The following is a 22,694-nucleotide window of genomic DNA, read 5'->3' on the forward strand; positions in this document are numbered from 1 at the left end:
AGAGGGACTGAAATCCTGGCTTCCGGGCACCCCCTCCACTTAACGGCGCAGCCGCAAACCAAAATCCCCGGCCACACCTCAAATAAGCTGCATCGCTCCTCACGCTAAAGGCCAGGCCAATCGCTGAATTTCCATTCCACAACATAGACATCGTCGAGCCCAATGACCGCAGCGCGGATCGATTTGCCGCCTCGCCAGTCAATTGTCAGCCCCAGCGTTCTGGTCATCTGACTGGCGGAAAACGCCGCGACCTGATGAAGCGTCTGTGTCTCATCCTTTCCTGACCTGATTGCATAGGTTGCGCTTCCCACCATCGAGGTGGAGATGCGCTCGGCGCTCTTGCCCGGTCGTACCTTGCAGACAATGACTTTGCCAAAATTCTCGGTCAGGGCTTCGGCCGCTGCAGGCGACATTTTTTCTTCCAGCTGTGCCTGGCTTTGTGCACTTGCTACCACTCTTATGCCGCGGGACCGTCCAAGCGACGCCAGATCCGAAACATCCTTGGCCGCGGTACCGATGCGCGGGAGTTCGTCAGCAAATATCCATATGCCGTGATCGATGTTATCTTCGAGATGGCGGCTCAGCAGATCGCTCGAGACCGCTCGTACCATGGCGGCAAGAAGGCGTCCGGAAAGCTCGCGGTTTCCCAGATCGTGGCGTAGGATAAGGACGCGGCGTCCCTTGCCCGTAATCCAGGCTCTCAGTGACACTCTTGGCCAGCCTTCGGCTTCCAGATCGGCGCAGGTCTGAACGAGATCATCAATATGTGAAACCATATTGAAGAGCGTCGAGAGTGCCATCGACGACGGCTCGCCATCGCGACCGCGCAGCATTTCGGCAACTTGTCGCATGGTCGGCGCGAGTTCGGCGGCAATTTCTTCAACCGGGCGAGAAATGGACTGTCTAATTTCGGTCCACCCCCAGCTTCTGCCCCGGGACTGGACCAGCTTGACGAGTAAGGCGGCGAGCAGCAGCCGTGAAGCAGCAGACCAAACGGGATCCTTGGACGCCGGAATTAGCAGGGCAGCGACGCGCGATGCAGTCATGCGGCTCGTAACATCCCCGCCGATAGCCCAGATGCCGCCACCGGGTTCCATGCCCACGACATTAGCCACTGTTTTGCCGAAAAGACGCACCATTCGATCGATGAGGTTGCCTTTGACATCGACGCAGAGGAGCCGGTCACCGCGCTCGATCGCCTGCCGCATCAGCCCTTCCGCGATTACGCTCTTGCCCGATCCCGGCAGTCCCAGGATGAACATCGATTCATGCTCCGCCCGCCGGGGCAGGAAAAGGCCCGGCGCCAATTTCACACCACGACCGGCCTCAGCGACAAGTCTGCGCAAATGATTGGAGGCGCCTGCGACGGCATCACTGAACCAGCGCACCTGCGGGCCGTCGACCCAGGTCGCGCGGCGGCGATAGGGCGCCCGGTTCACCACATGGCGGAATACCAAGATTGCAGCCGCCAAGCTCGCCGCTGCCGTGCCCGACAAGCGGAGCGAAATATCGGCCAGCAAATCCCATTCAACAAGTCGAGCGGGCAAAGCCAGAACAAAGCTGATCGGATAGGCGAGCCATAGCATACCATTGAACGGCAGCATTATCAGACGCTCGACAGGATTGGCGGCGTCTGCAAGTTTGGGAGTCGCATCCATGGCGGCAAGACCGATGATGGACAACAAGCCTTCATGGCCGAGGACCATTATAGAGGCAGCTGTCGAGTTCCAGCCATAGACCGGCAGGACACCGAATAAAAAAGCGGCGACAATCAGGCCTATGAGGACAGAAGCGCCAAACGCGGCTCGACGGCCCGGCCAAACGTCGGGCACCGGCGTGAGGTCGTGATCTTTGTTACTCATTACTGCCTCCCGAACGGCTAATACGAACGAGCGTGCCCCTAGGCAGGGGTTCGTAGGGGAAAAGAGTTGGGTTGGCGGCGGCAAGCACCGCCGGCGGCATGTCCACGAGCACGGCAACCTGATCAATGCCAAGACCATCGGTCCGAACTTCAAAGCTGCAGCCATCGCTCCAGCGATCAAGACGCTGGCAAAGGCCCATCTGCTCAGATGAGAAGAGGCCAACGTGATAAAGACCCCAACGGACGGGACGTTCGACGGCCACAGCGGTCACGGTCAGGGCGACGATGCAAATCACAGCCTCGATCAGCAATTGGATGAGCGAGGGAATGCGTTTGGTCCTGTTCGAACTGGATGACGCGGGGGGCGTGATCTGGCCAGACGCAGCGCCGACGGTTTCGTTCGCCTGCCCCATCGCCGCCGCGCGCAGCTCGCGACCGATTCGCTTCAGCGTCGAAGCTGGCAATTTGGCGATCTCTTCTGGCGACAATCTTGACACGTTCCGGCGCAGGAAGAGACGCGCGGCCTTGCCGCGCGCTCCGTTCCGGGCGATCCGCCCCATCAATTTGGCAGGGATGCTAGCCATTGGACCTCTCCACGTCGAAGCCGACAATCTGACCCAGACGCGGCCAGACGTATCCGAGGAAGTCTGAGACGTCCGCCTGAACCGCCACAGCCATGGCGCGCGACAAACCGAGGCGCGTCATCAGTTCTTCGTCGGTCGCCATGACCGCATCGATGAATGTCATCCCGGCGGATTCGAAGAGCGGCCAGGCGCCTTCCGCCACTGCCGGCAACTGCAGATGGCGCCGGCCCTTCATGGCAGGCTGGATGCGCTCGGCGAAGGTCTTGTGGGCGGGGCTCGTCGTCGTAAAGCGGAAATTGCCGCCATATGCATTAAGGACAGGTACGATCTCGGCCGCGGGATGGACCTGAATCAGGTCATCGATCATCGCCGCAGTCTGCGTCATCGCGCTGTTGTCCGCCGTCGTTACCGCCAGCGCCACCACTTTCACGCCCTTGTCGGCCAAATGACGGTCGAAGCGGGCGCGGGCGACGAAATGGAGCAGTGCACTTGTGTTATGGCCGGCGCCGACATCAACCACCAGCACACCGTTGCTGGCAACGATCTCCTCAATCTTATGTTCCAGCGGTTCGAAAACACGCACGGACGCAAGCAGGTCCGCGCGAAGGTCTTCCGCCGATGGCGCCGCGATCGTGGTCGTCAGCTCCGGATAGAGAGCCGGAAGTGTGGGCGCGCGATCGATCTGAACGATCGAAACATTACGTCCGGCGGCCAAGCAGCCGTCGATCGCCAGGCGACCGACCGTTGACTTGCCGATTCCGCCCTTCGGGCCCAAGCAATAGGCGACGGTCGGAACTTCGACGGCAGATGCCGTCTGGCCCTGGGTCGGAGAGACCGGCGGCTTGCCGGTGGTATTCTTGCTGCTCATGATTTGCTCCTTGAGCGTTGATGACGCCCACGAGAAAAGCACGCTGAAAAATGTCTCTTCCGGGCACCCCCCCGAGTTAAACGTCAGGGGTGTTCGGGTCAGGAGTTTTTGTTCCAAATTTTGCGGCAGAACGCTGCGGAATCAGGGGATTGCATGTGTCGCGCCAGATTGTCTTCTGGGGCATTGCGGGGGACCCGGCGCGCCCCGCGCGGGAAGCTCCCTGCCAAAACTGACAAAATTACCAAAAATATCGCGAACGCCGTCAGTGTCAGATATGCCTAGGCAATTAGGCAATGGCAGGCAAACGGTGTTTTCCCGGCGGCTCGCAAATTATCCGATACGACCAGCTGCTGTTGCTACTGGCACCCTGATGTCGCCCCATATCGGCGATGTTCCCCATGCCCGAAATAGGATGGATCCGATGTCCCCAAATTGATCCAACCCGTTCAAGCCTGCATTTTAGGTGTCCTGGCCTTGCGACTACTTCCGTCAAATCGTCGGAGCCCAAAATTCCGGTTGCGTGCAATCGCTTGCCAAAAACCTCGGTGGCGATTTTGAAAGCCGGGGGAGCCCCATACATTATCCTTGTTCTACCGCCGACCCGGCTGAATGTGTCCTCTTTCTGGCCTGATCTGGACTCGAATCGGCTTCGCCTCGACCGTCTTGCCGCAACTGCGCCGCCCGACTTTCTTCCCCTGACGGCCTATGCCGCCATTCCTCGCGAGGCAAGAAAGACGGTCCTCGCTGTCCTCCGTTTCACTCCGGTCGCCAAAGCGATGCGTCGCCGGTCGTTCGTGTCCCCAAGATCGCCATCGAGGCCGCAATCAGGCGGTCCGAAACCAGACCAAGGAGATTTCAAATGGCAACCATCGGTACCTTCAAAAAGACTAACTCCGAGTTCGTCGGTGAGATCGCTACGCTGAACCTTCAGGCCAAGAACGTAAAAATTGTTCCCGAGACCACCTCGACCAACAACGATGCCCCCTCGCACCGCCTCTTTGCGGGCCGCGTCGAGATCGGGGCAGCGTGGACGAAAAAGTCCAACGAGGGCCGAAGCTACCTTTCAGCCAAGATCGACGATCCGAGCTTCGCCGCCCCGATTTTCGCAAATCTCTTCGATGATGAAACCGGCGCTACCGCCAGCCTCGTCTGGTCTCGCCCGAACCGCAAGCCCAGCTAGATCAACTCAGGGCCGCTCCGTCGGGGCGGCCCGAAGATCCGGCCAACGCCAATAGCACGCCTTTATCCAGCGTCCTCGTTCACAATAGCGCTCACTGTCTTCCAGAGCAGCCAAGCGTCTCCCGATGTATCGAGCGCTGTGAGAACAGCCTCAATGACTGCGTCGTGGCGCTGAGCCCCCCAAGCCATTATCGCCGGATAATGCTGCAACTTCATTTGATATCGTTCGAGTTCGCTCGGAACATCGGGCACGCCGTTCGGCAATCCTCCAGATCGTCGCTTGATGTCGGACTTGTAAACAACGCCCTCATCAAATCGAGCACCGAGTTCGCGATACCAGTCGAGCGTCGGATTGGCGATCTTCTCGAGCATTTCATTTCTTAATGGGCCGTAATTGCCACCGCGGTCGAGCAACTGCTCATGATAGGCAAAGAACATTTCGGTGAGAGCACGCAATTTCACCGAATTGTCGCGAAGTCTCCAAAGTTGTTCCAGCGTGCGGCGGCGCCCTTCGTTGAGGCGACCGGTGGTGTCTCTAATGTCTTCGGAAATTCGCATAACGGGCGAGCCGCGATCGAGGTAATGCGCCTGTAATGGCCCTGGAAGATCTTCATCTGCGTCGTCTGGATCAACCAGATGGGCTTCTGGAATATCAATGCCATGCGCACGCAACCGACCTTGGAGTATGCCGAACACCCGGCGCGCATGCTGAGCACCCTCCAGAACCAGGTCTACGGCCTCCTGCTTCAAATCGCCCTTTATGTCGTCGGGCATGAGGATATCGGGCAAGCTTTCGCCATTTCGGGTCGGTGCGAGTACCTCGAACAGCGCAATGCCAAATTCTGCAAATGGATTGGGCTTGGTCCAGCTGGCAATCGTTTCATGGGACTGATTGTTTCTGTTTCGATCCGTCATGGCAAACTCGATCTCGAGAAAGCGGGCAGCGCGGCGTGCAGTGACCGCGAGGTTCTTACGGGCACCTTCTTGGCCTGCCAGCAAATTTCTCACAGATCGCAAGCTCTGAAACACTCCACCCATAAAAGGTTCGGCATTCTCGATTGCTTTACGCGGCTGATCGTCCAGGTGCCAGGTGACCGGATCGGTGCGGAGAACGGCAGGAGCTCCAAACTTACTCGCAAAAGCAAATTTCCGCTTGAGCTTTCGTGCATTGGATTTTCCGTCATCGGTCAGATGGGAAGGATCGTGAAAACCGAATACCGTTTCGTCATGCTCCTCAGGCACGCCCTCATTCAGATCAACGTTCGTGCCGCCCAAAGGGCGGAACTTCAGGTCCTTGCGTTGTCGACCGTCCGGTGGCTCGACATGTGAGACAAGAACCGGGCCGAGTGCGCCCTTTTGTGCGAGAGCGTTTATGACATCGCTCGTAATTGGACGGTCGCGGAGTTTTGGCTGCTTGCTGCCGGGCACCATATCCCAGCCGAGGATTTCGCCAATTCGCTCTAACTGCTCGATCACACCAAAGCGACCGCGCGGTCGCGAACCAAGTTTGGCGTTCTCAGCCTTGGCCGCGGGCTCAAGCGCAAGATTCCAATCAATCGCTGACGCGATGTAGGTGGCGAGCAGATCCGAGCTTTGCGAAAGACCCATCGTGCGCCGATGCTGGCCCATTCCCTCAAAGACCGCTGTCGCGTATTGAGCGAAGTGCTCTGCCTCGCCTCTCGCGAGGGGCGTGTTTTGAATGAGATCAGAAATATCTGTGGCATCCATGGCGCGTCCTTTTTGGCAATTTTATCGACATGGGTTTCTATTCTTCGTATTCGGCCGATGGGCTTTTATTGAATTTGCGTGCTTCTCTGAGCCTGTCTGCCAGCCTGCCAGAAGTCGACATGTGCGTGACCGTGCTATTTCCAGACCGCGCAGGCATTGGAAGCGGCTTCGGAGAAGCGCTAGGCAAGGCCTGTGAGCGGGTCGGCTTCACCTTGTTTCGGCGATACACCGCATTGACCTGACGCCAAGACAGTGGGGCCCCGTCCTTCTTGGTAATTCCCGCACGCGCAAGCGCCGCTGCAATAGATGGCCACGTGACACCCTGCGCTACGAGGCTGTCAAAGGCATCCAGGCGTTGCCGAACGACCCGTTCGAAGGGAACGTCACCCGGCCAGTCAACGAGAAGTTCGTCGTATCGTCCTGCCATAATTGCACCTTTGGTATACGAGGGGGGCGGTGCCGCCCCTCTCAAACTTACTTCCGCGCCATCGCCAGAAGGGCGGGGTGGACGATCCAGTCGCTCGAGGGCCGACCGCGCCCGGGGCGCTGCGGAGCCGGCCTTAACACTCCGCGCTGTTCGAGTTCTTCGATCGCCTCTCGCACGGCCAGCGCCTGGGTCACCGGCGAGCCGCGACCACGCATGATATCCGCACGAGCGTTGACCATCGGCTTTCCGCTACGCGCGAGAAAACGCGCCAGGGCGGCCGCGTCCGAAGGTTTCGTATCGCTGGCGGCGAATACGCGTTCCGCCATAGGCAGGATATAGGTGTCGACGATCGCGATAGCGCTCGTCATGGCGTCGGCACTCACCACATCCGGTAGGCCGGACTTCCCTTCCATCACATGCGTCGCGATCTGCAGGATACCCGCCAGGCGGAGCGCATACTGTCGCCCACGCCCCAATGCCGAGGAAAACAACTCGCTGCTGAACATCTGGTCAGTTGTCCACTTCTTGGCGGCCATCTCCAAGGGCGCCCGAGCATCGGCCGCAAGCGGCACCGCGGCCGAATACCCATGTTCGTTGGCCGCGGGCTGGATACCCTGCAAAGCTGAGAGGACGCCCGCCAAGTCGTCGATCGGACCCGGATTATCTCCGAGTGCCGCAGAGGGCACAACATCGGGATGGACCCAGAAGAAGCGCGCGGCAAAGCCATCATCGCCGTGTCGCATGAGATACGACAAGCGGCCCGGCTGCACAGCTCCCAGCACGCTTAGCAGCAGCTCCGGGATCAGCTTCCGACCTTCCGACTTTGTACTCACGACGACGGGATTTCCATCGAAGCCCTGCAGAAAAAGTCCACGCGACCTGGCCGGCTGGCTCGATGACAGATAACCGATCGCGCCCGAGAGCTCATGAGTGACCAGCATGCGCCCGGACCGGTCGGCGCTCAACTCCTCGATCAATCCCGGCCCGGTCGTTTCGGTCAGCAAGAGCCTCCCACCCCGTGGTCCCTCTCGGTAATCTTCAGGCGCTTCGAACTCCACGGCCAAACGTTCCGCAACCTTCGCACGGATTTTTACGTTGAGGCGATCGAGAGCCGCGTGGCTTGCGGCCATGGCCGCACCGCTCACGCTTGCTGTCAGATCACCGTCCAACGCGCGCAAGCGCGTCTCGACCATGCCGATCGCCTGACTCTTGCCCGTCGAAGGCGCTCCGACCAAGGCAACGTAAATGGCCAAGGGCTCAAGAGTGCCATCGAAAAGCTGAACGCGAGCACGGTTGCCAATGGCTCCGGACAAGGCCGCCAGAATGGCGAAGGCGACGAAGTCCACGACCAGGCGCCGCGCCAGCGCCAGCTTGGCAACGAGCTCTGCCAAGGGCTCGGGCAGTTTCTCGATCGGAAACACGGGAGCCGGCGCGGCGCGGCTAGGATCAAGGAAGCTCCAGTCGATTTCGACCGCCCAGCCGTCCGAGTCGACACTTTCAACTTTATTGTCGTTCATTTCCGCGATCGCAAACGGACTGATGGGCGCCTGCGCCACGGCCGGCACCGGAGACGGTGCGTCAGTCGACTGCTGCGGCAGATCGTTCTCGATCGTCGAGCTCAATTCCGTATCGGCCGCCGCTTTGCTGGCCGACTTCTTGATGGTCTTACGCATGATACATTCTTTCTCCACGCCATCCGTGGTCGAGAGCACTGGCCCAGCGCGATTCGTCGGGCCTGTCCTCTTCGTATCCGCGCAAACAATCCCGCCTCCGGGTACCCCCCCTACTTAAGCTCGTGCCGAAGGCATTTCCGGGGTTTTTCTTCTTTCTTGGACTGTAGCCGGCTGCGTCATCCCGCTCATGGCCTGCTGACAGAATTGACAAAATTGACAAAATGGAGCGCGAGCATCTCACTTTAGTCGATGTCGTCTCGGTACAGAAAGATGCCGGCCCGCATTGGGCAATTTGACAAAATTGCCAAAACTTTGGTGGGAAGCAGTAACTTCAGATGGACCAGTCAACGAATGTCAACAAAGGTAAACGTTGACGAAAGTTGATTTTTGTTGACCTCACACCTTTGCACCTGCAGGTGCCACACCTTTTGCTCTGGTTTGACTGAACATTACAGCATTTGGTCGCTGCGGTCATCTGTCCGGCCCTTTGTGTTGCAGCGTTCGATTTCTGCATGGCCTTGATGGCAGTTCGCTGATCCGGTCTCAATCACTGTGGCCTGCTCGAGGCGCATGCACAGATACGGGCTCTCCGGATCATCGGTGTCGACCCCTCGCCATTACGTCTGACGTGACGGATACCGAAGGCGACCTGCGAAGGTGTGACACGGCCCACCATGCGGTTCGGCAAATTTGTCATGTTGGCAAAAGCCGAAATGTGAACCCGGCTGCAGAGCGCCTCTCAACGGCAGCACAGCTCTCGCTGAGTGACTACAATTAGGTCCTGTTGACAAAAGGGATTCCCAAATCGCCGCGTGACTGATTCAAGGCTTCCTTTCATGGAGGCATTTTTGGCTCGTGGCGATCTGACGGATAATGAGTGGGCACTGGTGGGGGCGCTGTTGCCGTCCGAGCGCGGTCGATGGTCTCGACCCGCCCAGGACAACCGCCGCTTTCTGAATGGCATGCTTTATGTGTTGCGTGTCGGCTGCCCTTGGCGCGACATGCATGAGCGCTATGGCAAGTGGAACTCGGTCTATGTTCGGTTCCGGCGCTGGGCCGAACAAGGCGTCTGGGATGCCTTGCTGGAAACGCTGGTCGAACTCGGGCTCACCGACGACTGGCAGCACATGATCGACAGCACCACAGTGCGCGGCCACTCTCAGGCAGCGGGCGTAAAAGGGGGACTCATAAGGAGGGTTTTGGTCGAAGCCGCGGCGGCTTTACGAGCAAAATCCACGCCCGCGCAGACGGTCAGGGACGCCCTCTTGGCTTTATCCTCACAGGCGGCGAGACCTCCGACTACAAAGCGGTCGGTGACCTGATCGCCTTGCCGGTTGCCAAGCCCAGGCTCATGCTGGCTGACAAGGGCTATGACAGCGACGACGTCCGCGCCAGCCTGCTACTCAAGGGGATACTGCCGGTCATCCCGCCAAAGGCCAACCGCAAGCAGGCCATCACCTGCGACTTCCGGGCATACAAGGACCGCAACCGCGTCGAGCGCATGTTCAACAAGCTCAAGCAGTTCCGGCGTATCGCAACCAGATACGACAAGACCGCCGTCTCTTTCCTGGGCTTCCTGGCTCTCGCCGCTGCGAAGTTATGGATGCCGACTTATGTCAACAGGGCCTAGCACTACTTTGGCAGAAGTGTGATTTTCGGGATTCCCTCGGCGTGTGATGCGTGATTCATAGGGAGCCAGCTTTGATGGAGGCTGGCGATGGAAGCAGACTGGCAGGATGATCTGGAACGGTGGCTCGAGCCGTATCTGCGGGATCTGGGCAACAAGACGCGGCGGCGGATGTGTCCGGCCTATATTGCTGGTTTGATCGGCCCCGGCGACCGCAAGAGCATCCAGCCCATGGCGGCACGCGTGGATGCACTCAGCTACGACCGTCTGCATCATTTCATCGGCGCAGGCCTGTGGGATAGCGCCCCGCTGGAAGCGACTTTGTGGCAGCAGGCAGATGAACTGGTCGGCGGCGCCAAGGCCTGGCTGATCATTGACGACACGGCGCTGCCTAAGAAGGGCAAAGCATCCGTTGGCGTTGCGCCCCAATATGCTACGGCGTTGGGCAAGAACGCGAACTGCCAGACACTGGTGTCGATGACGCTGGCCTCAGGGGAGGTGCCGGTCATGCTGAGCTTGCGGCTGTTCCTGCCGGAAAGCTGGACCAGCGATACGGCCCGGATGACTAGGGCCGGCGTGCCCGAGCCTTTCCAGAGCTATCGCACCAAGCCCGAGATCGCCATCGAGGAAATCGACCGAGCGATCGCCGCCGGGGTTCGCTTCGGCTGCGTACTGGCAGATGCTGGCTATGGTCTCTCGGCGCCGTTCCGGCAGGCCTTGAGCGCACGGGATCTTTGCTGGGCCGTTGGCATTCCCCGGCACCAGAAGGTCTACCCTGCAGACGTGCAACTGATCTTCCCGGTGGCGGACCGCGGGCGACCGCGTGTTCGGCACGTGCCCGACCTTAAATCCCGCGCCGCACACGCCATGCTCGAAAATGCAAAGTGGCGTCAGGTCAGTTGGCGCCGAGGAACAAAGGGGCGGCTTGCGGCGCGCTTTGCCGCCGTTCGTGTACGCATCGCCGACGGGCCGCCGCAACGGATCGGTTCCGCCGGGGCCCAGCACATGCCCGGCGAGGAAGCCTGGCTGGTGGGTGAGCATCGCTCAAACGGCGAGCGGAAATACTATCTCTCGAACCTACCAGCCGACACGCCGATCCGGGATCTGGCCGGCGCGATCAAGGCGCGCTGGATTTGCGAACAGGCACATCAGCAACTCAAGGAAGAGCTTGGCCTCGACCACTTCGAAGGGCGGTCCTGGACGGGGCTGCATCGCCACGCACTGATGACGATGATGGCCTATGCCTTTCTGCAGAATAGAAGGCTCGCTCAGGCGGGGCGGAAAAAAAAGACTCTCCGGGCCACCGCCTCAGCCGAGCATGCCGGCAGTTCGACAAGCCATCCTTGATCGCCTGTCGAGACCGCCGCCCGGGCAATGCCCTCAGTGCGGTTGCTCCCTGCCAAGCGCGATACCCTCACTTCTGCCAAAGTAGTGCTAGGCTACCGCGTTCGCACACAACGTGCGAGAACATATGCGAACACTTGCGTCGCCGGAAACGGTTCTGTTATTCCCCACTGCTCGAACTACTGCTTCAGCGGTCTAACTCGGAGACGCCAAACCACCAGATGTGCGAGGCAAGCAGCGCCACGCTCCTTCAAGAATTGCAGATACTTCGCAGCCTAATCATTTCTTCGCATAACGATTGGAACGGGTGGGAATGCGCAATGTTATCGACAACGGAAGGCTGACACTCTAGGGATAGGTTAAGGAGCTGGGCGGAGCGCATCATGCAAGGTGGTCGGCAAGAGACGTCGTGAGAAGTTCTGGACCAAATTCTGCCGGAGCATCGATCCTTCTTCTATGGAGCGACTGGCATTCGCCACTCCACAGTTCGTCCATCGATACGTTCGACCCCGGCCGCGGCATCGTGCTGGCCGCCTCGCCGAGGCCAGGAATGCGGACGTCGACCGTGCGGTCGCCGCGGCCAAGGCGGGATTTCCGGTCTGGCGCGACGTCGCTCCCCTGGAACGCGCACGCATTCTCAAGGAGGTCGCGCGACTGCTTAGGGCGAATGCGCGCGACCTTGCCACGATCGACGTCGCAAACTGCGGCAATCCGGTGACGGAGATGATCGCCGACGCCAATATCGTCGCAGCGCAACTCGAATTCTTCGCCGGTCTTGTGACCGAGATTAAAGGCGCGTCGATCCCGATGGGACCGCACGCGGTGAATTTCTCCATGCGTCAGCCGCTCGGCCTCATCGCGCGGATCATCGCCTTCAATCATCCTTTTATGTTCTGCACAGGCAAGATCGCCGCGCCGGTGGCTGCCGGCAATTCGGTGATCATGAAGTCGCCGGCGGAGTCAAGCCGGGCATCCCGACACGGCCAGGCGACCGACGACGACCGCCTGGCCGGCGGTTATTACCTCGAGCCCACAATCTTCGCCGACGTGACGCCGTCGATGCGGATCGCGCGCCAGGAAATATTCGGCCCCGACCTCGGCGTGCGACGTTGGGACGACGAAGCGGTGATGACCGAGCAGGTCAACGCGCTGGAATACGGCCTTACCTGCTCGATATGGCGCGCGCGAAATCAGCAAGGTGCACCGCACCGCGATGCGCGTAGAGGCTGGCTTCGTCGGGATCAACGAGGTCGCGAAGCATTTTCTCGGCGCCGCTTTCGGCGGCGTCAAGAATATGGGCATCGGCCGCGAGGAATGTCTGGACGAACTGACCACCTTTACCGTGGAGAAGAACATCCACATCGGCCTGAACGGACAACGAGAACCATGACGGCAGCTTGCCGCGACCATCCGTCGGAGAGCCCGTCGTGATCGGCGAACTGATGGCGCTCTTTTCCGCTTGCGCCTTCGCTGTGGGAAGCGTCGCCATCGCGAGAGCCGATCCGGCCGCGAGCGGGGAAGGTGGCGTGCTATTGTCGGTGCTGCTCACTGGCCTACTTTCGGCGTTGGTATGGCTGGTCGTCGGCCTGCCGCTCGAAACGGTGGCGAACGCACCAGGTATGGCGATGGTGTGGTTCTTCGCCTCGGGCATTCTCGCCACTGTCTGGGGCAGGCAGACGCTCTACAAGGCGATCCAGAATGCCGGCGTAATCCGCGTCTCGACCGTTCGCCGCCTGACGCCCTTCCTTTCGACCCTTCTCGGCTGGCTCATCCTGGATGAGACGATTGGTGGGCTGACGGGGGCGGGAATTGCCTTGCTGGCCGTCAGTTTCGCCCTGCTGGTCATCGAACGGCGCGACAGGAGCATGGCGGAAGAGACGGGCGCGAACGCGCCGCCCGACATCCCGCGCGGCTACATGTTTGGCATCATCTGCGCCGCATCCTACGCAGCTAGCTACATCGGCCGGAAATTCGGCCTCATGGCGCTGCCTGACGCATATCTCGGCGCGTTCGTCGGTTCGGTCGCCGCGCTCGGCTACTACGTCGCCGGCTGCGCCGTCAGCCCTTACTACCGCAAGGTTGTGGTCGACGCCTTGCGGCGGCCCGATCCCTGGCAGTTGCTCGCCGCCCTGTGCATCTCCGTCGGGCAGATCACCCAATTCATCGCGCTGACCTATACCGGCGTGACGCAGGTCGCCGTGATCAACTCGGTCGAGATCTATATCGCCGCCTACCTCGCCGTCGTCGTCTTCAAGACCGAGCGCATGCCGGCCCCCGGCATTCTTCTTGCGACCCTGCTGGCAACGGCCGGCGTGGTGATGGTCGCGGTCGGATAAGCAACTGTGTTGTTCAGTTTGTGTTTGGGGGCCATTGGGTTTGGTTTTTGATGATGGCATTGAGCCAGGTCATGAGCTTGTTGATCAGAGCGACAGGATGACCTTTCCGCGTGCGGCGAGCCTGTGTTTCATGGCGGCGAGACTTGGGTTGAAGCTGGCGCCGCTGAGGACGGCCATGTGGGCGACGTTGCGCACTGCGGAGCGTCCGCCCCCCGATCGTGCTGCGACCCTTGAATGCGCAGCTTTGCCGATCATAGGTGGCGACCCCGACAAGGGCGGCGATCTGGCCATGGGAGAGGCGGCCCAGTTCGGGCAGATGGGCCAAAAGTGTCCAGCTTAGGACGGGCCGACGTGGGGCACCGAGCGCAGGCGGCGGTCGATGTCGGCCATCTCGGGATCGGCGGCGACTATTTCGGCTAGGCGCGTTTCGAGCAGAACCACATCAGCTTTGATCGTGTTGATGCGTCGCGCGGCCATAAAGACCAGCATGGGTGTCAACGGCGGAGCAAAAACCGGCCATTGGGCGGCGCAAAACCAGGCCACTGGCGCTGCTGCGAGCGGGGAACGTCGGGAGGGCGTAGCCCGACCAGAGTTTTCCGCTCGCAGCGTCGGCGATCTTATTGGTGAGGGTTGGCGGTTTTTCGTGCCCGGCTTTGCGCGAGGCGATAGTTGTCGCCGTTCATCTCGAGGATGCTGACGTGGTGGGACAGTCGCAGGGCGCCTGGATCTCGGCCTTCATCGCCGTCACGCGCCCCGATCTGGTCAAGGGTCTGGTGCTGGTCGACAGCGCAAGTCTCACGCTTCCCGAGGGCGGGGAGTGTCAGGATTTTCGTGTGTGGTCGGGCATAATGGGTAAACAAGGAGTCCCATATGTCTCGACGCAAAGAGCCTGCCATCCCAAATGAACTTCTCGATCAGCTTCTGGCTGGTGGCGCTGCCAGTGCGGCTTTTGAGCAAGGCGGTTTGCTGGATTCGCTGAAGAAGGCGTTGACCGAACGCGCTTTGAACGCAGAGATGGACCACCATCTGTCCGGCGAAGATGGCGCCGGCAACACGCGCAACGGTTATGGCCGCAAGACGGTGACGACCGAGACCGGCAAGCTTGAGATTGATGTGCCGCGTGATCGGCAGTCCAGCTTTGATCCGCAGCTGATTGCCAAGTACCAACGCCGCTTTCCTGGCTTCGACGACAAGATCGTGTCGATGTATGCCCGCGGCATGAGCACCAGGGAGATCGCGGGCCACCTGCGCGACCTGTATGGTATCGATGTGTCGCCGGACCTGATCAGTACGGTGACCGACGCTGTCCTCGATGAGGTTGCCACCTGGCAGCAGCGGCCGCTCGATCCGATTTACCCTCTGGTCTTTTTCGATGCCATCCGGGTCAAGATCCGCGACGAGGGCATGGTGCGCAACAAGGCGATCCATATCGCCCTGGGGGTGCGCGCCGATGGCGCCAAGGAAGTGCTGGGCCTGTGGCTCGAGCAGAATGAAGGCGCCAAGTTCTGGCTGCGGGTGATGAACGAGCTCAAGAACCGCGGCACCGAGGATATCCTGCTGGCGGTCGTCGATGGCCTCAAAGGCTTCCCTGAAGCGATTACTGCCGTATTCCCCGAGACGGTGGTTCAGACCTGCATCGTCCATCTGCTGCGCAACTCGATGGACTTCGTCTCCTGGAAGGACCGCAAGGGGTTGGCGAGTGCGCTCAAGCAGATTTACCGCGCCACCGATGCCGACGCCGCCGAAAAGGCCCTGACGGACTTCGACGCCGGCTTCTGGGGCCAGCGCTATCCCGCCATCGGCCAGAGCTGGCGGCGCGCCTGGAGCGAGGTTATCCCGTTCTTTGCCTTCCCTGATGAGGTCCGCAGGATCGTCTACACCACAAACGCCATCGAGGCGCTGAACTCAAAGCTGCGGCGGGCGGTCAGGGCCAGGGGCCACTTCCCCAGCGACGATGCCGCCACCAAGCTGCTGTATCTGATCTTGAACCGGTCAGAGAAAGAGTGGAAAATGCCGCCACGTGAGTGGTCCATGGCCAAGGCGCAGTTCGCCGTCATCTTCGGCGAGCGCTTCATTCGCGCCATGGCGGCGTAATAGTGCAATCGCCCGCCACACACGAAATTACTGACAGTCCCCGAGGGCGGCCTGAACCACGCGAATGTCGCGCAGCGCCATCACGAGATTTTCCTGCCCAACACCATGTTTCTCGAGGGCCTGAAACCGGATGCGGAAAGCGTGGTCCGACTGCTCCACACCATGGTTCACGACATGGCCAGTGTTCCGGACGATTTCATCGCCTACGGTATCGGCAGGGCGAAACACTGGCTTCCCATATGGGAAGATCCCTGGCGGGCATTCTGGGCCGACGGCGGTGTGAGAAACAGGCAGCAATATCTGCTTGATGGCGTCCATCTTCGCGAACACCTGCACAAGCTCAAATCCGCCCCGCTCATCATCTGGGCAAGGACACGGTGAAGGGCATGCAGTCGGGAATCGACCTGTTCTCCTCATTGCCCGACTCGGAACTGCACATCTTCGACAAGGCCAATCACTTCCTGTGGATCGACCAGCCGGAGCGGTTCAATCGATCTGTCGGCTCGTTCCTGATCTCGCGCACCTGATCGCCGAGCCGGTCTCATCTCGCATCCAACCTCACGCGAAAGGACCTGACGGATGTCAGCTGCCACACCTTCCGAGACGGCAAGTCCCCGCCAGCCGATCCGACTGATCATTTTTTCGGCGGCCTGCGTCCTGCTGCTCGCGTCTCTCAGCCAGACGAGCATTGCCACGGCCATTCCCGTTATCGTCGCCGATCTGGGGTCCGTCGAAAGCGTCACCTGGATCATGACGGTCTATCTGCTCGCCTCCACGGTCGGCGCGCCGATTTCGGGCAAGCTGGCCGATCTTTACGGGAGCAAGCCCGTTCTTCAGGCCTGTATTCTCGTCTTTCTTGCCGGCGCGGGAATCGGCGGTCTGGCCAGCAGCATGGGGGTGCTGATCTTCGGGCGCTTCATCCAGGGTCTGGGAGGCGGGGGGCTGATCGTCGTTGCCATGACCGTAGTGGCCGATGTTCTGCGCGAACGCGATCGTGGCAAGGCACAGGGAGTTGTGGGTGCCGTCCTGGGATTTTCGACCGTCTTCGGCCCTCTTTTGGGCGGTTTTCTGACCGAGCAGTTTTCCTGGCACTGGGTGCTTTTCATCAACCTGCCGTTCGGCGTCCTGGCGTTCAGGGCATCACTTTCCTGCTGCCCAAGGGCGGCAATCACGGCCGGCAGAAAATTGACTATCCCGGGGCCATTCTGCTCGCCATCACGCTGACCGGCATCGTTCTCTTCGCGAGCCTTGGCGGCACGGCCATTCCCTGGGCATCCTGGCCGAGCGTTGCGCTGGGCGTGGTCTGCGGCTTGGGCTTTCTGGGGTTCCTGTTCATCGAATCCCGGACCATTCAGCCGATTCTGCCTCTCGGCCTGTTTCGCATCAACAATTTCGTGGTGTCCAATGCCGTGCGCTTCATCATCGGCATGTCGATGTTTGGCATGATAACGTTCATCCCGCTCTACCTACAGGTCGTCAAAGGTTACAGCCCGACCGTTTCCGGCCTGCTGTTGCTGCCCCTGATGTTCGGATTCGTCGGCGGGTCCATCCTGTCCGGCATCTTCATGAGCCGGACGGGCCGCTACAGAATAGTGCCCATCCTGTCCATGCCCCTGCTGGCGGTCGGCGCGCTTCTGCTCGCAACCATCACCCCGGACACGAATGTGTGGATCCTGGGCCTCTATCTTTTGACGGTGGGCATCTGGATCGGCCCGGTCAACAGCATCGGCGTCGCCGCGATCCAGAATGCCGTTCCCGCGGGGGCGCTCGGCGTCGCGACGGCGAGCTCCCAGATGTTCCGCATGATCGGCGGTTCCGTCGGGGTCTCCATCTTCGGCGCGATTTTTGCCGCCGGGCTGTCGAGCCGGCTCCCCGGCGGCCTGCTGAACGATACGGGAAACACGGGTTTGCGCGCAATGTCGCCCCAGCTCATCTCCGAGCTTCCTCCGTCCTTGCGGGATACGGTCCTGGATGCGTTCACCGGTGCTCTCCATCCCATCTTTCTCTGTACGGCCGTTGCTGCCGTGCTGGCCTTTTGCCTGTCCATCATCCTCAAGGAAATCCCGCTCCCGGTCGATCGCCGGCGTGATCCAGACGCATATAATGGAAACGTGAAATGAAGATTCTCAGGTTCAACGACGATCAGATCGGTGTGCTCAATGCAAAAGCGGAAGTGGTCGATGTCAGCGATCTCGTCCCCATGCGCAGCGTCCGCGGTCCGCAGGGCGCTCTCGACTTCCTGATCGCGAATTTTCAGGAGCTGAAACCGGAAATCGAGAATCTGCTCGCCAGGGCGCCCGGCCAGACCCTTTCCGACGTGAAACTTCTTGCGCCGCTTCATCGCCCCTCGAAAGGTCTCTCGGCGTTCGCGAACTACGTGACATTCTCGGGTTCACGAAGGACCGCCTGCCGAACGAGTTCTTCCACAAGAGCAACGATCTGGTTGGGTCGGGTGGAAGGACCACATTGCCGGACATTGACGACGTCGTGGTCTTCCACGCTGAAGCGGAGCTTGCCTTCGTTATCGGCAGCGAGGTCCAGGATGTCTCTGCCGGAGATGCAATGGGCAAGGTTTTCGGATTCGTTCCGTTCTTCGACATCTCGGCGCGAGGATTGCATCGCAGGGGACAGTTCATCCCCAAGGGTCAGCGCGGATTTGCGCTGTGCGGACCCTGGATCACGACCGCTGACGAAATTCACGACCCGCACGAGCTTCGGGTGCGCTCGTGGCTGAACGGCGTGATCGCCCAGGATTTCTCGACGAATACCATGGCAAATCGAATCCCCGAGCAGATCGAATGGCTCTCCCGGTTCACCACGCTTCACGCCGGGGACCTCGTCACGACCGGCACCAACCATGAAGGGCTCAAGCCCATAAACGTGGGAGACAGCCTCGAGATCGAAATTGAGGGGCTGGGGCGCGCACGGTTCGGGGTCGACGGCAGCAGCCCCCACAAAACCGCGGCGTTCGTTCCGGGGCAGACAAGCGTGAAGCCGCTGGAAAAAGGAATGCTGATCAGCCGGGTCGATTGAGGCCCGTGGCGTCTACGGCGCGAATATCGATAAATCGCGCCGTGGGGAAATGGATGCGGGGAAATGCCCCGCATCGTTCTCCGGAGGCTTATTCTCCAGCTATCCAGGTACGATTGTACTCTTCAACGCGCCACCCGTCTTCCTCCATGAAGCGGGCTTCGCCAAGATCGAGCTCGGCAGCGACGGCATTCAGGGCCTCCGGCGACGTGTCCGGCCACTCGCCCGTTTCCAGCCGCTCCATCATGACCTCGACAAGAGCGGTGGTTTCGGACGCCTCGAAGCCGCAATGGTCGGTGAACTTGAGCAGCGACTGACGGTAGAGATCGGTCGTGCCCTTCTCTTCCACGAGCGCTTGATAGCCCTGCATCAGGCTATAGGGAATCGAGTTGTCGCCCAGGCTGTGCACGCGGATCGTAGGCACCTGCAGGTCCCCGTCCGCTGTTCTTCCGGGCTGGCTCCAGTAATCGAGCGCATAGTCGGACGCTGCGATGCGGGGCGCGGAATTGATGCGCTCGATGTCCTCGCCGATATCGAGGCCCGCCTCGGCATAAAGATGTTCGACAAGCTCCTTCATGATCGGCGATGCCGTATCGTAGAAGGCTGCGTAATCGATGCCCTCATTGCCTGAAAGCTGCTGGCCCGAGGCGGCATTCTCGAACATCACGCGCGATTGGCCGCCGACGGTGCCGGTAAGCCGCAATGCCGAAGGCACCAGTTGATCGGACAGTGCTTCGGAGGTGAGCGGATCGGGGAACGGCTGATCCGCAGCCTCCCAGGGGGACCATTGGCCGATCGCGAAGGCAAGGGCGAGGCGCGCCCGTCCCTCGGGAGTCTCTCCCAATGTCTCCACCGCGCTGCGCCATGAGGCCTGGATGTCGCCGATCGTCCTGCCGTCGGAGCCGGCGCCGTTCGGCATGTTGACGATGCGAAGGTCGCTCGCGGAGCCCAGGCCGGCTTCCTCATACGCGTCCGCGAGGAGCGTCTGCATGGCAAACCAGCCATCGAGGTAGCTGTTCATGATCCACACCGGTATATGCGCCGACAGAACGACCGCACCGTCTATGCGATCGGAGAAATCCTCGGCGGCGGCGAGACTGACGAATCCGGCTCCTGAGCAGCCGAACGCCAGCACCCACTCGGGATCGTACTGCTCCTCGAAAATCGTTTGAACGGCTTCGAGGTTATGTATTTCCCGCTGCGGATCATACTGCCACGGGCGCATGGGATGGCGCGCCAGACCCGCGAAGGCATAACCTCTGCTCAGCAGATCCGTAAAGCGCTCCGTCTGCGAATTCGCCGCATAGTCGAGATCGCGCAGGAGCACGCCGTTCCAGTCGGTGGGCACGCTGATCAGCCAGGCCGTGCCGTCGGGCAGGGTGCCGCTTATCTCTTCGATTTTCTGTGCTTGCGCCACTGGACTGGCGGCAAGCATTGCCAGCAACGCGAACGCCGCGGTGCCGCTCTTCAGATATTTGCGATAGCTCTTCTCAAGCGTGTCAAAGGTCACCTTATCTTCCTCCTGAACGAGCCAAACGCCCCGCCGGAGGGGTAAAACGTTTAGCTTCCTAACAAATCAAGACTACTTTTCAAAAGATAGTCTGTCAATGACAGTTCTCGTTCTGTATTTTTGAATGGGGGGAGTTCGTGTATAAATATATGTAGGAATCTTCATAGTATTTTGCAAAAATATATGGTTCCGGATGAGAGAATTACATCCTCTTTTCCAGATTGCATGCCGTGTCATGCGATGGCGGGGCCAGGGTTGCCTTGATATCCCCGGTTGTTGGGTGTCAATAATCGAAGCCTAAAACAGGCGTCGTTATAGCTTTTTCCGATCCATCATTCAGCGGTCCGTGCATACTGGGCTTCGAGGGCGAGGCGATGATGCCAAACTGTCCGGGGAACGCCTCGTCCCAATGCGTCCCCTGGTGGAACGGGAGCGGAGGCCGCAACGGGGGTCTCCCGAAATACGGCCTCGCCAATGCGCAATCCTTCCGCTGCGGACCTTAGCGTTGTGAAATCGTGCGCTCCTGGTGCGCGGGATCTGTGGCCAGTTTCCTTGTCCGTCGCCATATGCCCAGCGCGATCGCGAGAACGGTCACCGGTATGGAAAGGAAAAGGTAGGGAGAGAGCGCCGCCGCAGCGGCCGCCAGAATCACCACCCGCACAATTGGCTTCAATTCGACTTCCAGAGCAAGCGCCAGAAGAGTCGTGGCCACGATGCCGCCCAACGCGGCAACACCGATTTCCAAGGCACTGCCCTGGGCCAGCAAGGCTTCGTTCCATACGAAGAAGAACGGGAGAATGAACCCGATGGCGGCCAGCTTCACCGACGTGACGGCAATCTTCATTGGGTCTTCATCCGCGATTGCGGATGCGGTGTATGCTGCCACCGCGATAGGCGGCGTCAGGGCGGAGAGCAGGGCGAAGTAGAGCAGGAACATGTTGGAGGCCAGCAGGGGCAGCCCGACGACCGTGAACGCCGGACCGACGAGCACGGCCGCAAGAATATAGGCGCTGGGCGTGGGCATCCCCAGTCCCAGAAGAATCGCGATGCCGGCGGCGAGCAACAGGACGACGAAGGGGCCCGAACCCGACAGCATCAGGACAAGGCTCGACGTCTTGAGGGCAAGGCCGGTCATCGTCAGCCCGCCAATGATCAATCCCGCTGCGGCGCAGGCGCCGGCCACCGGCAACATGCGGATGGTCGCCTCGCCCAGCCCCTCCAGCATCTTGCGCGGCGTCATCCGGGTCCGCTTGGTCAGCAGGGACGCGACAACCAGGGCAACCGTGCCGTAAACGGCGACGTAGGTGGGCGTATAGCCCATCAGCAGGGCTACGGTGATCACCACGAGCGGTATGACGAACACCCATCCCGTCTTCAGGGTCTCCTGCACCGGGTCGACGTCCTTGACGCCTTGCAGTCCCTGGCGAACGGCACGGAAATGCACCTGCAAATAGACGCCGATATAATAAAGGATCGCCGGAATCAGCGCCGCGAGCACGACGTTCCGATAATCGATGCCGGTATACTCGGCCAGGATGAATGCGGCCGATCCCATGACGGGCGGCATGGCGGCTCCACCCGTCGAGGCCGCGACCTCGACAGCGCCCGCGAAACGCGGGGAGTATCCGAGCCGCTTCATGATCGGAATGGTGATGGATCCCGTGGTCGCCACATCCGAAGTCGGACTGCCCGAGATCATTCCGTACATGCCGGACGATATGACGGCGATCTTGGCCGGGCCTCCGGGCGAGCGGCCCGTGAGCGCCGCTGCGAGCTGGAACATGAATTCGGCGCCTCCCGCATGAGACAGGACCGAACCGAACATCACGAACAAGAAGACGTAGCTGGCTGCCACCTGGATGGGTACGCCGAATACGCCGTCGGTGGTGTACATCAGAACGTCGACAAAGGAACCGAAGTCGATGAACCCATGGCCGAGCGGGGGCGGGATCAGGTGTCCCCAAAGGTTGTAGGCAAGGAAAATGAGCAGGACGATCGTAAGCCCGATGCCGGTTGTCCGCCTGGCCGCCTCGATGGTCAGGGCAAGCAGGAGCGTGCCGAAGAAGAGCTGGTCGCCGGGCAGTGGCCGGAGGAGCGTGATATGATTGGCCAGGTCAGCCCTGATCGTAAAGAAGTAGATGCCGCACGCGACGCTCGCACCGCTCAGGACCCAATCGGCAATGCCGATCCGGTCCGTTGATGTCGAGGTCGGACCGACCGTCAAAAACAGCAGGGCATAAATGCCGCAGACGAACAGAATGCCGATCAGCAGCGCATCGGGCAGCGCAAAGATGTTGGCATATACAACGCCGACGGCAAAAATCGCGGCAGCAACGGTCAAGGTTTGACGCGGCACGCCGTCGAAAGATCGACGGCGGCCGGTTCCGACGAGTTTGGCCAAGGCCATTTACCCACTCCTCCGGTTGTTCTTGG

Annotated in this window: 19 protein-coding genes and 3 pseudogenes; 12 read left to right on the forward strand and 10 right to left on the reverse strand. The window is 60.5% G+C overall.

The features are described from left to right. Nucleotides 1–104: 104 nt before the first annotated feature. The 3 genes from ACE4RL_RS10825 to ACE4RL_RS10835 are packed head-to-tail and all read right to left on the reverse strand — an operon-like array spanning nucleotide 105 to nucleotide 3,313. Complete coding sequence (locus tag ACE4RL_RS10825; protein ID WP_338607703.1) at nucleotides 105–1,946, reverse strand: type IV secretion system DNA-binding domain-containing protein; 1,842 nt, start codon at nucleotides 1,944–1,946, stop codon at nucleotides 105–107. After that, nucleotides 1,855–2,445, reverse strand: coding sequence for a hypothetical protein (locus ACE4RL_RS10830; RefSeq protein WP_220305760.1), 591 nt, complete (start codon nucleotides 2,443–2,445; stop codon nucleotides 1,855–1,857). The genes ACE4RL_RS10825 and ACE4RL_RS10830 overlap by 92 nt, the downstream gene beginning before the upstream one ends. Next, entirely contained in the window at nucleotides 2,438–3,313 is an 876-nt protein-coding gene (locus tag ACE4RL_RS10835) for a hypothetical protein (RefSeq protein ID WP_332715743.1), read from the reverse strand. Before ACE4RL_RS10835 ends, ACE4RL_RS10830 begins: the two co-directional genes overlap by 8 nt. 859 nt (nucleotides 3,314–4,172) lie before the next feature. Between ACE4RL_RS10835 and ACE4RL_RS10840 the strand changes: the two genes are divergently transcribed. Beyond that, the gene (locus ACE4RL_RS10840) at nucleotides 4,173–4,493 is read left to right on the forward strand and encodes a DUF736 domain-containing protein (RefSeq protein ID WP_220305758.1); all 321 of its coding nucleotides are present in this window, start codon (nucleotides 4,173–4,175) and stop codon (nucleotides 4,491–4,493) included. Nucleotides 4,494–4,555: 62 nt separating this feature from the next. Here ACE4RL_RS10840 and ACE4RL_RS10845 read toward each other — a convergent pair whose 3' ends face one another. Further along, nucleotides 4,556–6,220, reverse strand: coding sequence for a hypothetical protein (locus tag ACE4RL_RS10845; RefSeq protein ID WP_220305757.1), 1,665 nt, complete (start codon nucleotides 6,218–6,220; stop codon nucleotides 4,556–4,558). Nucleotides 6,221–6,694: 474 nt separating this feature from the next. Then, a complete protein-coding gene (locus ACE4RL_RS10850; protein ID WP_220305755.1) occupies nucleotides 6,695–8,320 on the reverse strand; it encodes a DUF3987 domain-containing protein in 1,626 nt (541 codons plus the stop codon). 836 nt (nucleotides 8,321–9,156) lie between these two features. On the opposite strand from ACE4RL_RS10850, the pseudogene ACE4RL_RS10855 reads away from it, so the two are divergent. The 6 genes and pseudogenes from ACE4RL_RS10855 (at nucleotide 9,157) to ACE4RL_RS10880 (ending at nucleotide 13,967) form a co-directional block, all read left to right on the forward strand. Further along, a pseudogene (locus ACE4RL_RS10855) lies at nucleotides 9,157–9,950 on the forward strand (IS5 family transposase). Nucleotides 9,951–10,037: 87 nt separating this feature from the next. Then, complete coding sequence (locus ACE4RL_RS10860) at nucleotides 10,038–11,294, forward strand: IS701 family transposase (RefSeq protein ID WP_332715732.1); 1,257 nt, start codon at nucleotides 10,038–10,040, stop codon at nucleotides 11,292–11,294. A 453-nt stretch (nucleotides 11,295–11,747) separates the two neighbouring features. Continuing rightward, nucleotides 11,748–12,410 (forward strand): annotated as a pseudogene (locus ACE4RL_RS10865) (aldehyde dehydrogenase family protein); the annotation flags it as partial. A gap of 94 nt (nucleotides 12,411–12,504) precedes the next feature. Beyond that, the gene (locus tag ACE4RL_RS10870) at nucleotides 12,505–12,681 is read left to right on the forward strand and encodes a hypothetical protein (RefSeq protein ID WP_240549717.1); all 177 of its coding nucleotides are present in this window, start codon (nucleotides 12,505–12,507) and stop codon (nucleotides 12,679–12,681) included. 37 nt (nucleotides 12,682–12,718) lie between these two features. Then, entirely contained in the window at nucleotides 12,719–13,627 is a 909-nt protein-coding gene (locus ACE4RL_RS10875) for an EamA family transporter (RefSeq protein WP_332715730.1), read from the forward strand. A 97-nt stretch (nucleotides 13,628–13,724) separates the two neighbouring features. Further along, a complete protein-coding gene (locus ACE4RL_RS10880; RefSeq protein ID WP_309207454.1) occupies nucleotides 13,725–13,967 on the forward strand; it encodes a hypothetical protein in 243 nt (80 codons plus the stop codon). Here the strand turns inward: ACE4RL_RS10880 and ACE4RL_RS10885 are convergent. Together ACE4RL_RS10885 and ACE4RL_RS10890 are read right to left on the reverse strand one after the other, a co-directional pair. Then, nucleotides 13,964–14,116 carry a hypothetical protein gene (locus tag ACE4RL_RS10885; RefSeq protein WP_332715728.1) on the reverse strand — a complete coding sequence of 51 codons (153 nt, stop codon included), beginning with the start codon at nucleotides 14,114–14,116 and terminating at the stop codon, nucleotides 13,964–13,966. The two genes, ACE4RL_RS10880 and ACE4RL_RS10885, sit on opposite strands and share 4 nt — an antisense overlap. Before the next feature lie 128 nt (nucleotides 14,117–14,244). Further along, nucleotides 14,245–14,349, reverse strand: a pseudogene (locus ACE4RL_RS10890) (ATP-binding protein); the annotation flags it as partial. 148 nt (nucleotides 14,350–14,497) lie between these two features. Between ACE4RL_RS10890 and ACE4RL_RS10895 the strand changes: the two are divergent. Continuing rightward, nucleotides 14,498–15,721 carry an IS256 family transposase gene (locus ACE4RL_RS10895; protein ID WP_375597189.1) on the forward strand — a complete coding sequence of 408 codons (1,224 nt, stop codon included), beginning with the start codon at nucleotides 14,498–14,500 and terminating at the stop codon, nucleotides 15,719–15,721. 27 nt (nucleotides 15,722–15,748) lie between these two features. On the opposite strand, the gene ACE4RL_RS10900 is transcribed toward ACE4RL_RS10895, so the two are convergent. Next, entirely contained in the window at nucleotides 15,749–16,039 is a 291-nt protein-coding gene (locus tag ACE4RL_RS10900; RefSeq protein ID WP_375597190.1) for a hypothetical protein, read from the reverse strand. A gap of 68 nt (nucleotides 16,040–16,107) precedes the next feature. Here ACE4RL_RS10900 and ACE4RL_RS10905 point away from each other — a divergent pair, with 68 nt between their 5' ends. The 4 genes from ACE4RL_RS10905 to ACE4RL_RS10920 all read left to right on the forward strand — a co-directional run bounded on the left by ACE4RL_RS10905 (nucleotide 16,108) and on the right by ACE4RL_RS10920 (nucleotide 18,754). Beyond that, nucleotides 16,108–16,248, forward strand: coding sequence for an alpha/beta hydrolase (locus ACE4RL_RS10905; protein ID WP_332715726.1), 141 nt, complete (start codon nucleotides 16,108–16,110; stop codon nucleotides 16,246–16,248). 52 nt (nucleotides 16,249–16,300) lie between these two features. Next, the gene (locus ACE4RL_RS10910; RefSeq protein WP_332715723.1) at nucleotides 16,301–16,945 is read left to right on the forward strand and encodes an MFS transporter; all 645 of its coding nucleotides are present in this window, start codon (nucleotides 16,301–16,303) and stop codon (nucleotides 16,943–16,945) included. Between the two features lie 5 nt (nucleotides 16,946–16,950). Then, complete coding sequence (locus ACE4RL_RS10915) at nucleotides 16,951–17,841, forward strand: MFS transporter (protein ID WP_375600266.1); 891 nt, start codon at nucleotides 16,951–16,953, stop codon at nucleotides 17,839–17,841. A 286-nt stretch (nucleotides 17,842–18,127) separates the two neighbouring features. Beyond that, entirely contained in the window at nucleotides 18,128–18,754 is a 627-nt protein-coding gene (locus tag ACE4RL_RS10920) for a fumarylacetoacetate hydrolase family protein (RefSeq protein ID WP_276315320.1), read from the forward strand. An 88-nt stretch (nucleotides 18,755–18,842) separates the two neighbouring features. Here ACE4RL_RS10920 and ACE4RL_RS10925 read toward each other — a convergent pair whose 3' ends face one another. Both ACE4RL_RS10925 and ACE4RL_RS10930 read right to left on the reverse strand, forming a co-directional pair. After that, the gene (locus tag ACE4RL_RS10925; protein WP_240549621.1) at nucleotides 18,843–20,261 is read right to left on the reverse strand and encodes a hypothetical protein; all 1,419 of its coding nucleotides are present in this window, start codon (nucleotides 20,259–20,261) and stop codon (nucleotides 18,843–18,845) included. A 499-nt stretch (nucleotides 20,262–20,760) separates the two neighbouring features. Then, nucleotides 20,761–22,668 (reverse strand): TRAP transporter fused permease subunit, encoded by a 1,908-nt coding sequence (locus ACE4RL_RS10930; protein WP_332715717.1) that lies wholly within the window; start codon nucleotides 22,666–22,668, stop codon nucleotides 20,761–20,763. Nucleotides 22,669–22,694: the final 26 nt, after the last annotated feature.

It is taken from the genome of Devosia polycyclovorans, assembly GCF_042181575.1.
Lineage (GTDB): Bacteria > Pseudomonadota > Alphaproteobacteria > Rhizobiales > Devosiaceae > Devosia > Devosia polycyclovorans.

Coding starts and splice junctions, on each gene's coding strand:
- ACE4RL_RS10830 (WP_220305760.1), bottom strand. CDS start 2,445: ATGGCTAGCATCCCTGCCAAATTGATGGGGCGGATCGCCCGGAACGGA.
- ACE4RL_RS10835 (WP_332715743.1), bottom strand. CDS start 3,313: ATGAGCAGCAAGAATACCACCGGCAAGCCGCCGGTCTCTCCGACCCAG.
- ACE4RL_RS10840 (WP_220305758.1), top strand. CDS start 4,173: ATGGCAACCATCGGTACCTTCAAAAAGACTAACTCCGAGTTCGTCGGT.
- ACE4RL_RS10845 (WP_220305757.1), bottom strand. CDS start 6,220: ATGGATGCCACAGATATTTCTGATCTCATTCAAAACACGCCCCTCGCG.
- ACE4RL_RS10850 (WP_220305755.1), bottom strand. CDS start 8,320: ATGCGTAAGACCATCAAGAAGTCGGCCAGCAAAGCGGCGGCCGATACG.
- ACE4RL_RS10860 (WP_332715732.1), top strand. CDS start 10,038: ATGGAAGCAGACTGGCAGGATGATCTGGAACGGTGGCTCGAGCCGTAT.
- ACE4RL_RS10870 (WP_240549717.1), top strand. CDS start 12,505: ATGCGCGTAGAGGCTGGCTTCGTCGGGATCAACGAGGTCGCGAAGCAT.
- ACE4RL_RS10880 (WP_309207454.1), top strand. CDS start 13,725: ATGACCTTTCCGCGTGCGGCGAGCCTGTGTTTCATGGCGGCGAGACTT.
- ACE4RL_RS10885 (WP_332715728.1), bottom strand. CDS start 14,116: ATGCTGGTCTTTATGGCCGCGCGACGCATCAACACGATCAAAGCTGAT.
- ACE4RL_RS10895 (WP_375597189.1), top strand. CDS start 14,498: ATGTCTCGACGCAAAGAGCCTGCCATCCCAAATGAACTTCTCGATCAG.
- ACE4RL_RS10900 (WP_375597190.1), bottom strand. CDS start 16,039: ATGGACGCCATCAAGCAGATATTGCTGCCTGTTTCTCACACCGCCGTC.
- ACE4RL_RS10905 (WP_332715726.1), top strand. CDS start 16,108: ATGCAGTCGGGAATCGACCTGTTCTCCTCATTGCCCGACTCGGAACTG.
- ACE4RL_RS10910 (WP_332715723.1), top strand. CDS start 16,301: ATGTCAGCTGCCACACCTTCCGAGACGGCAAGTCCCCGCCAGCCGATC.
- ACE4RL_RS10930 (WP_332715717.1), bottom strand. CDS start 22,668: ATGGCCTTGGCCAAACTCGTCGGAACCGGCCGCCGTCGATCTTTCGAC.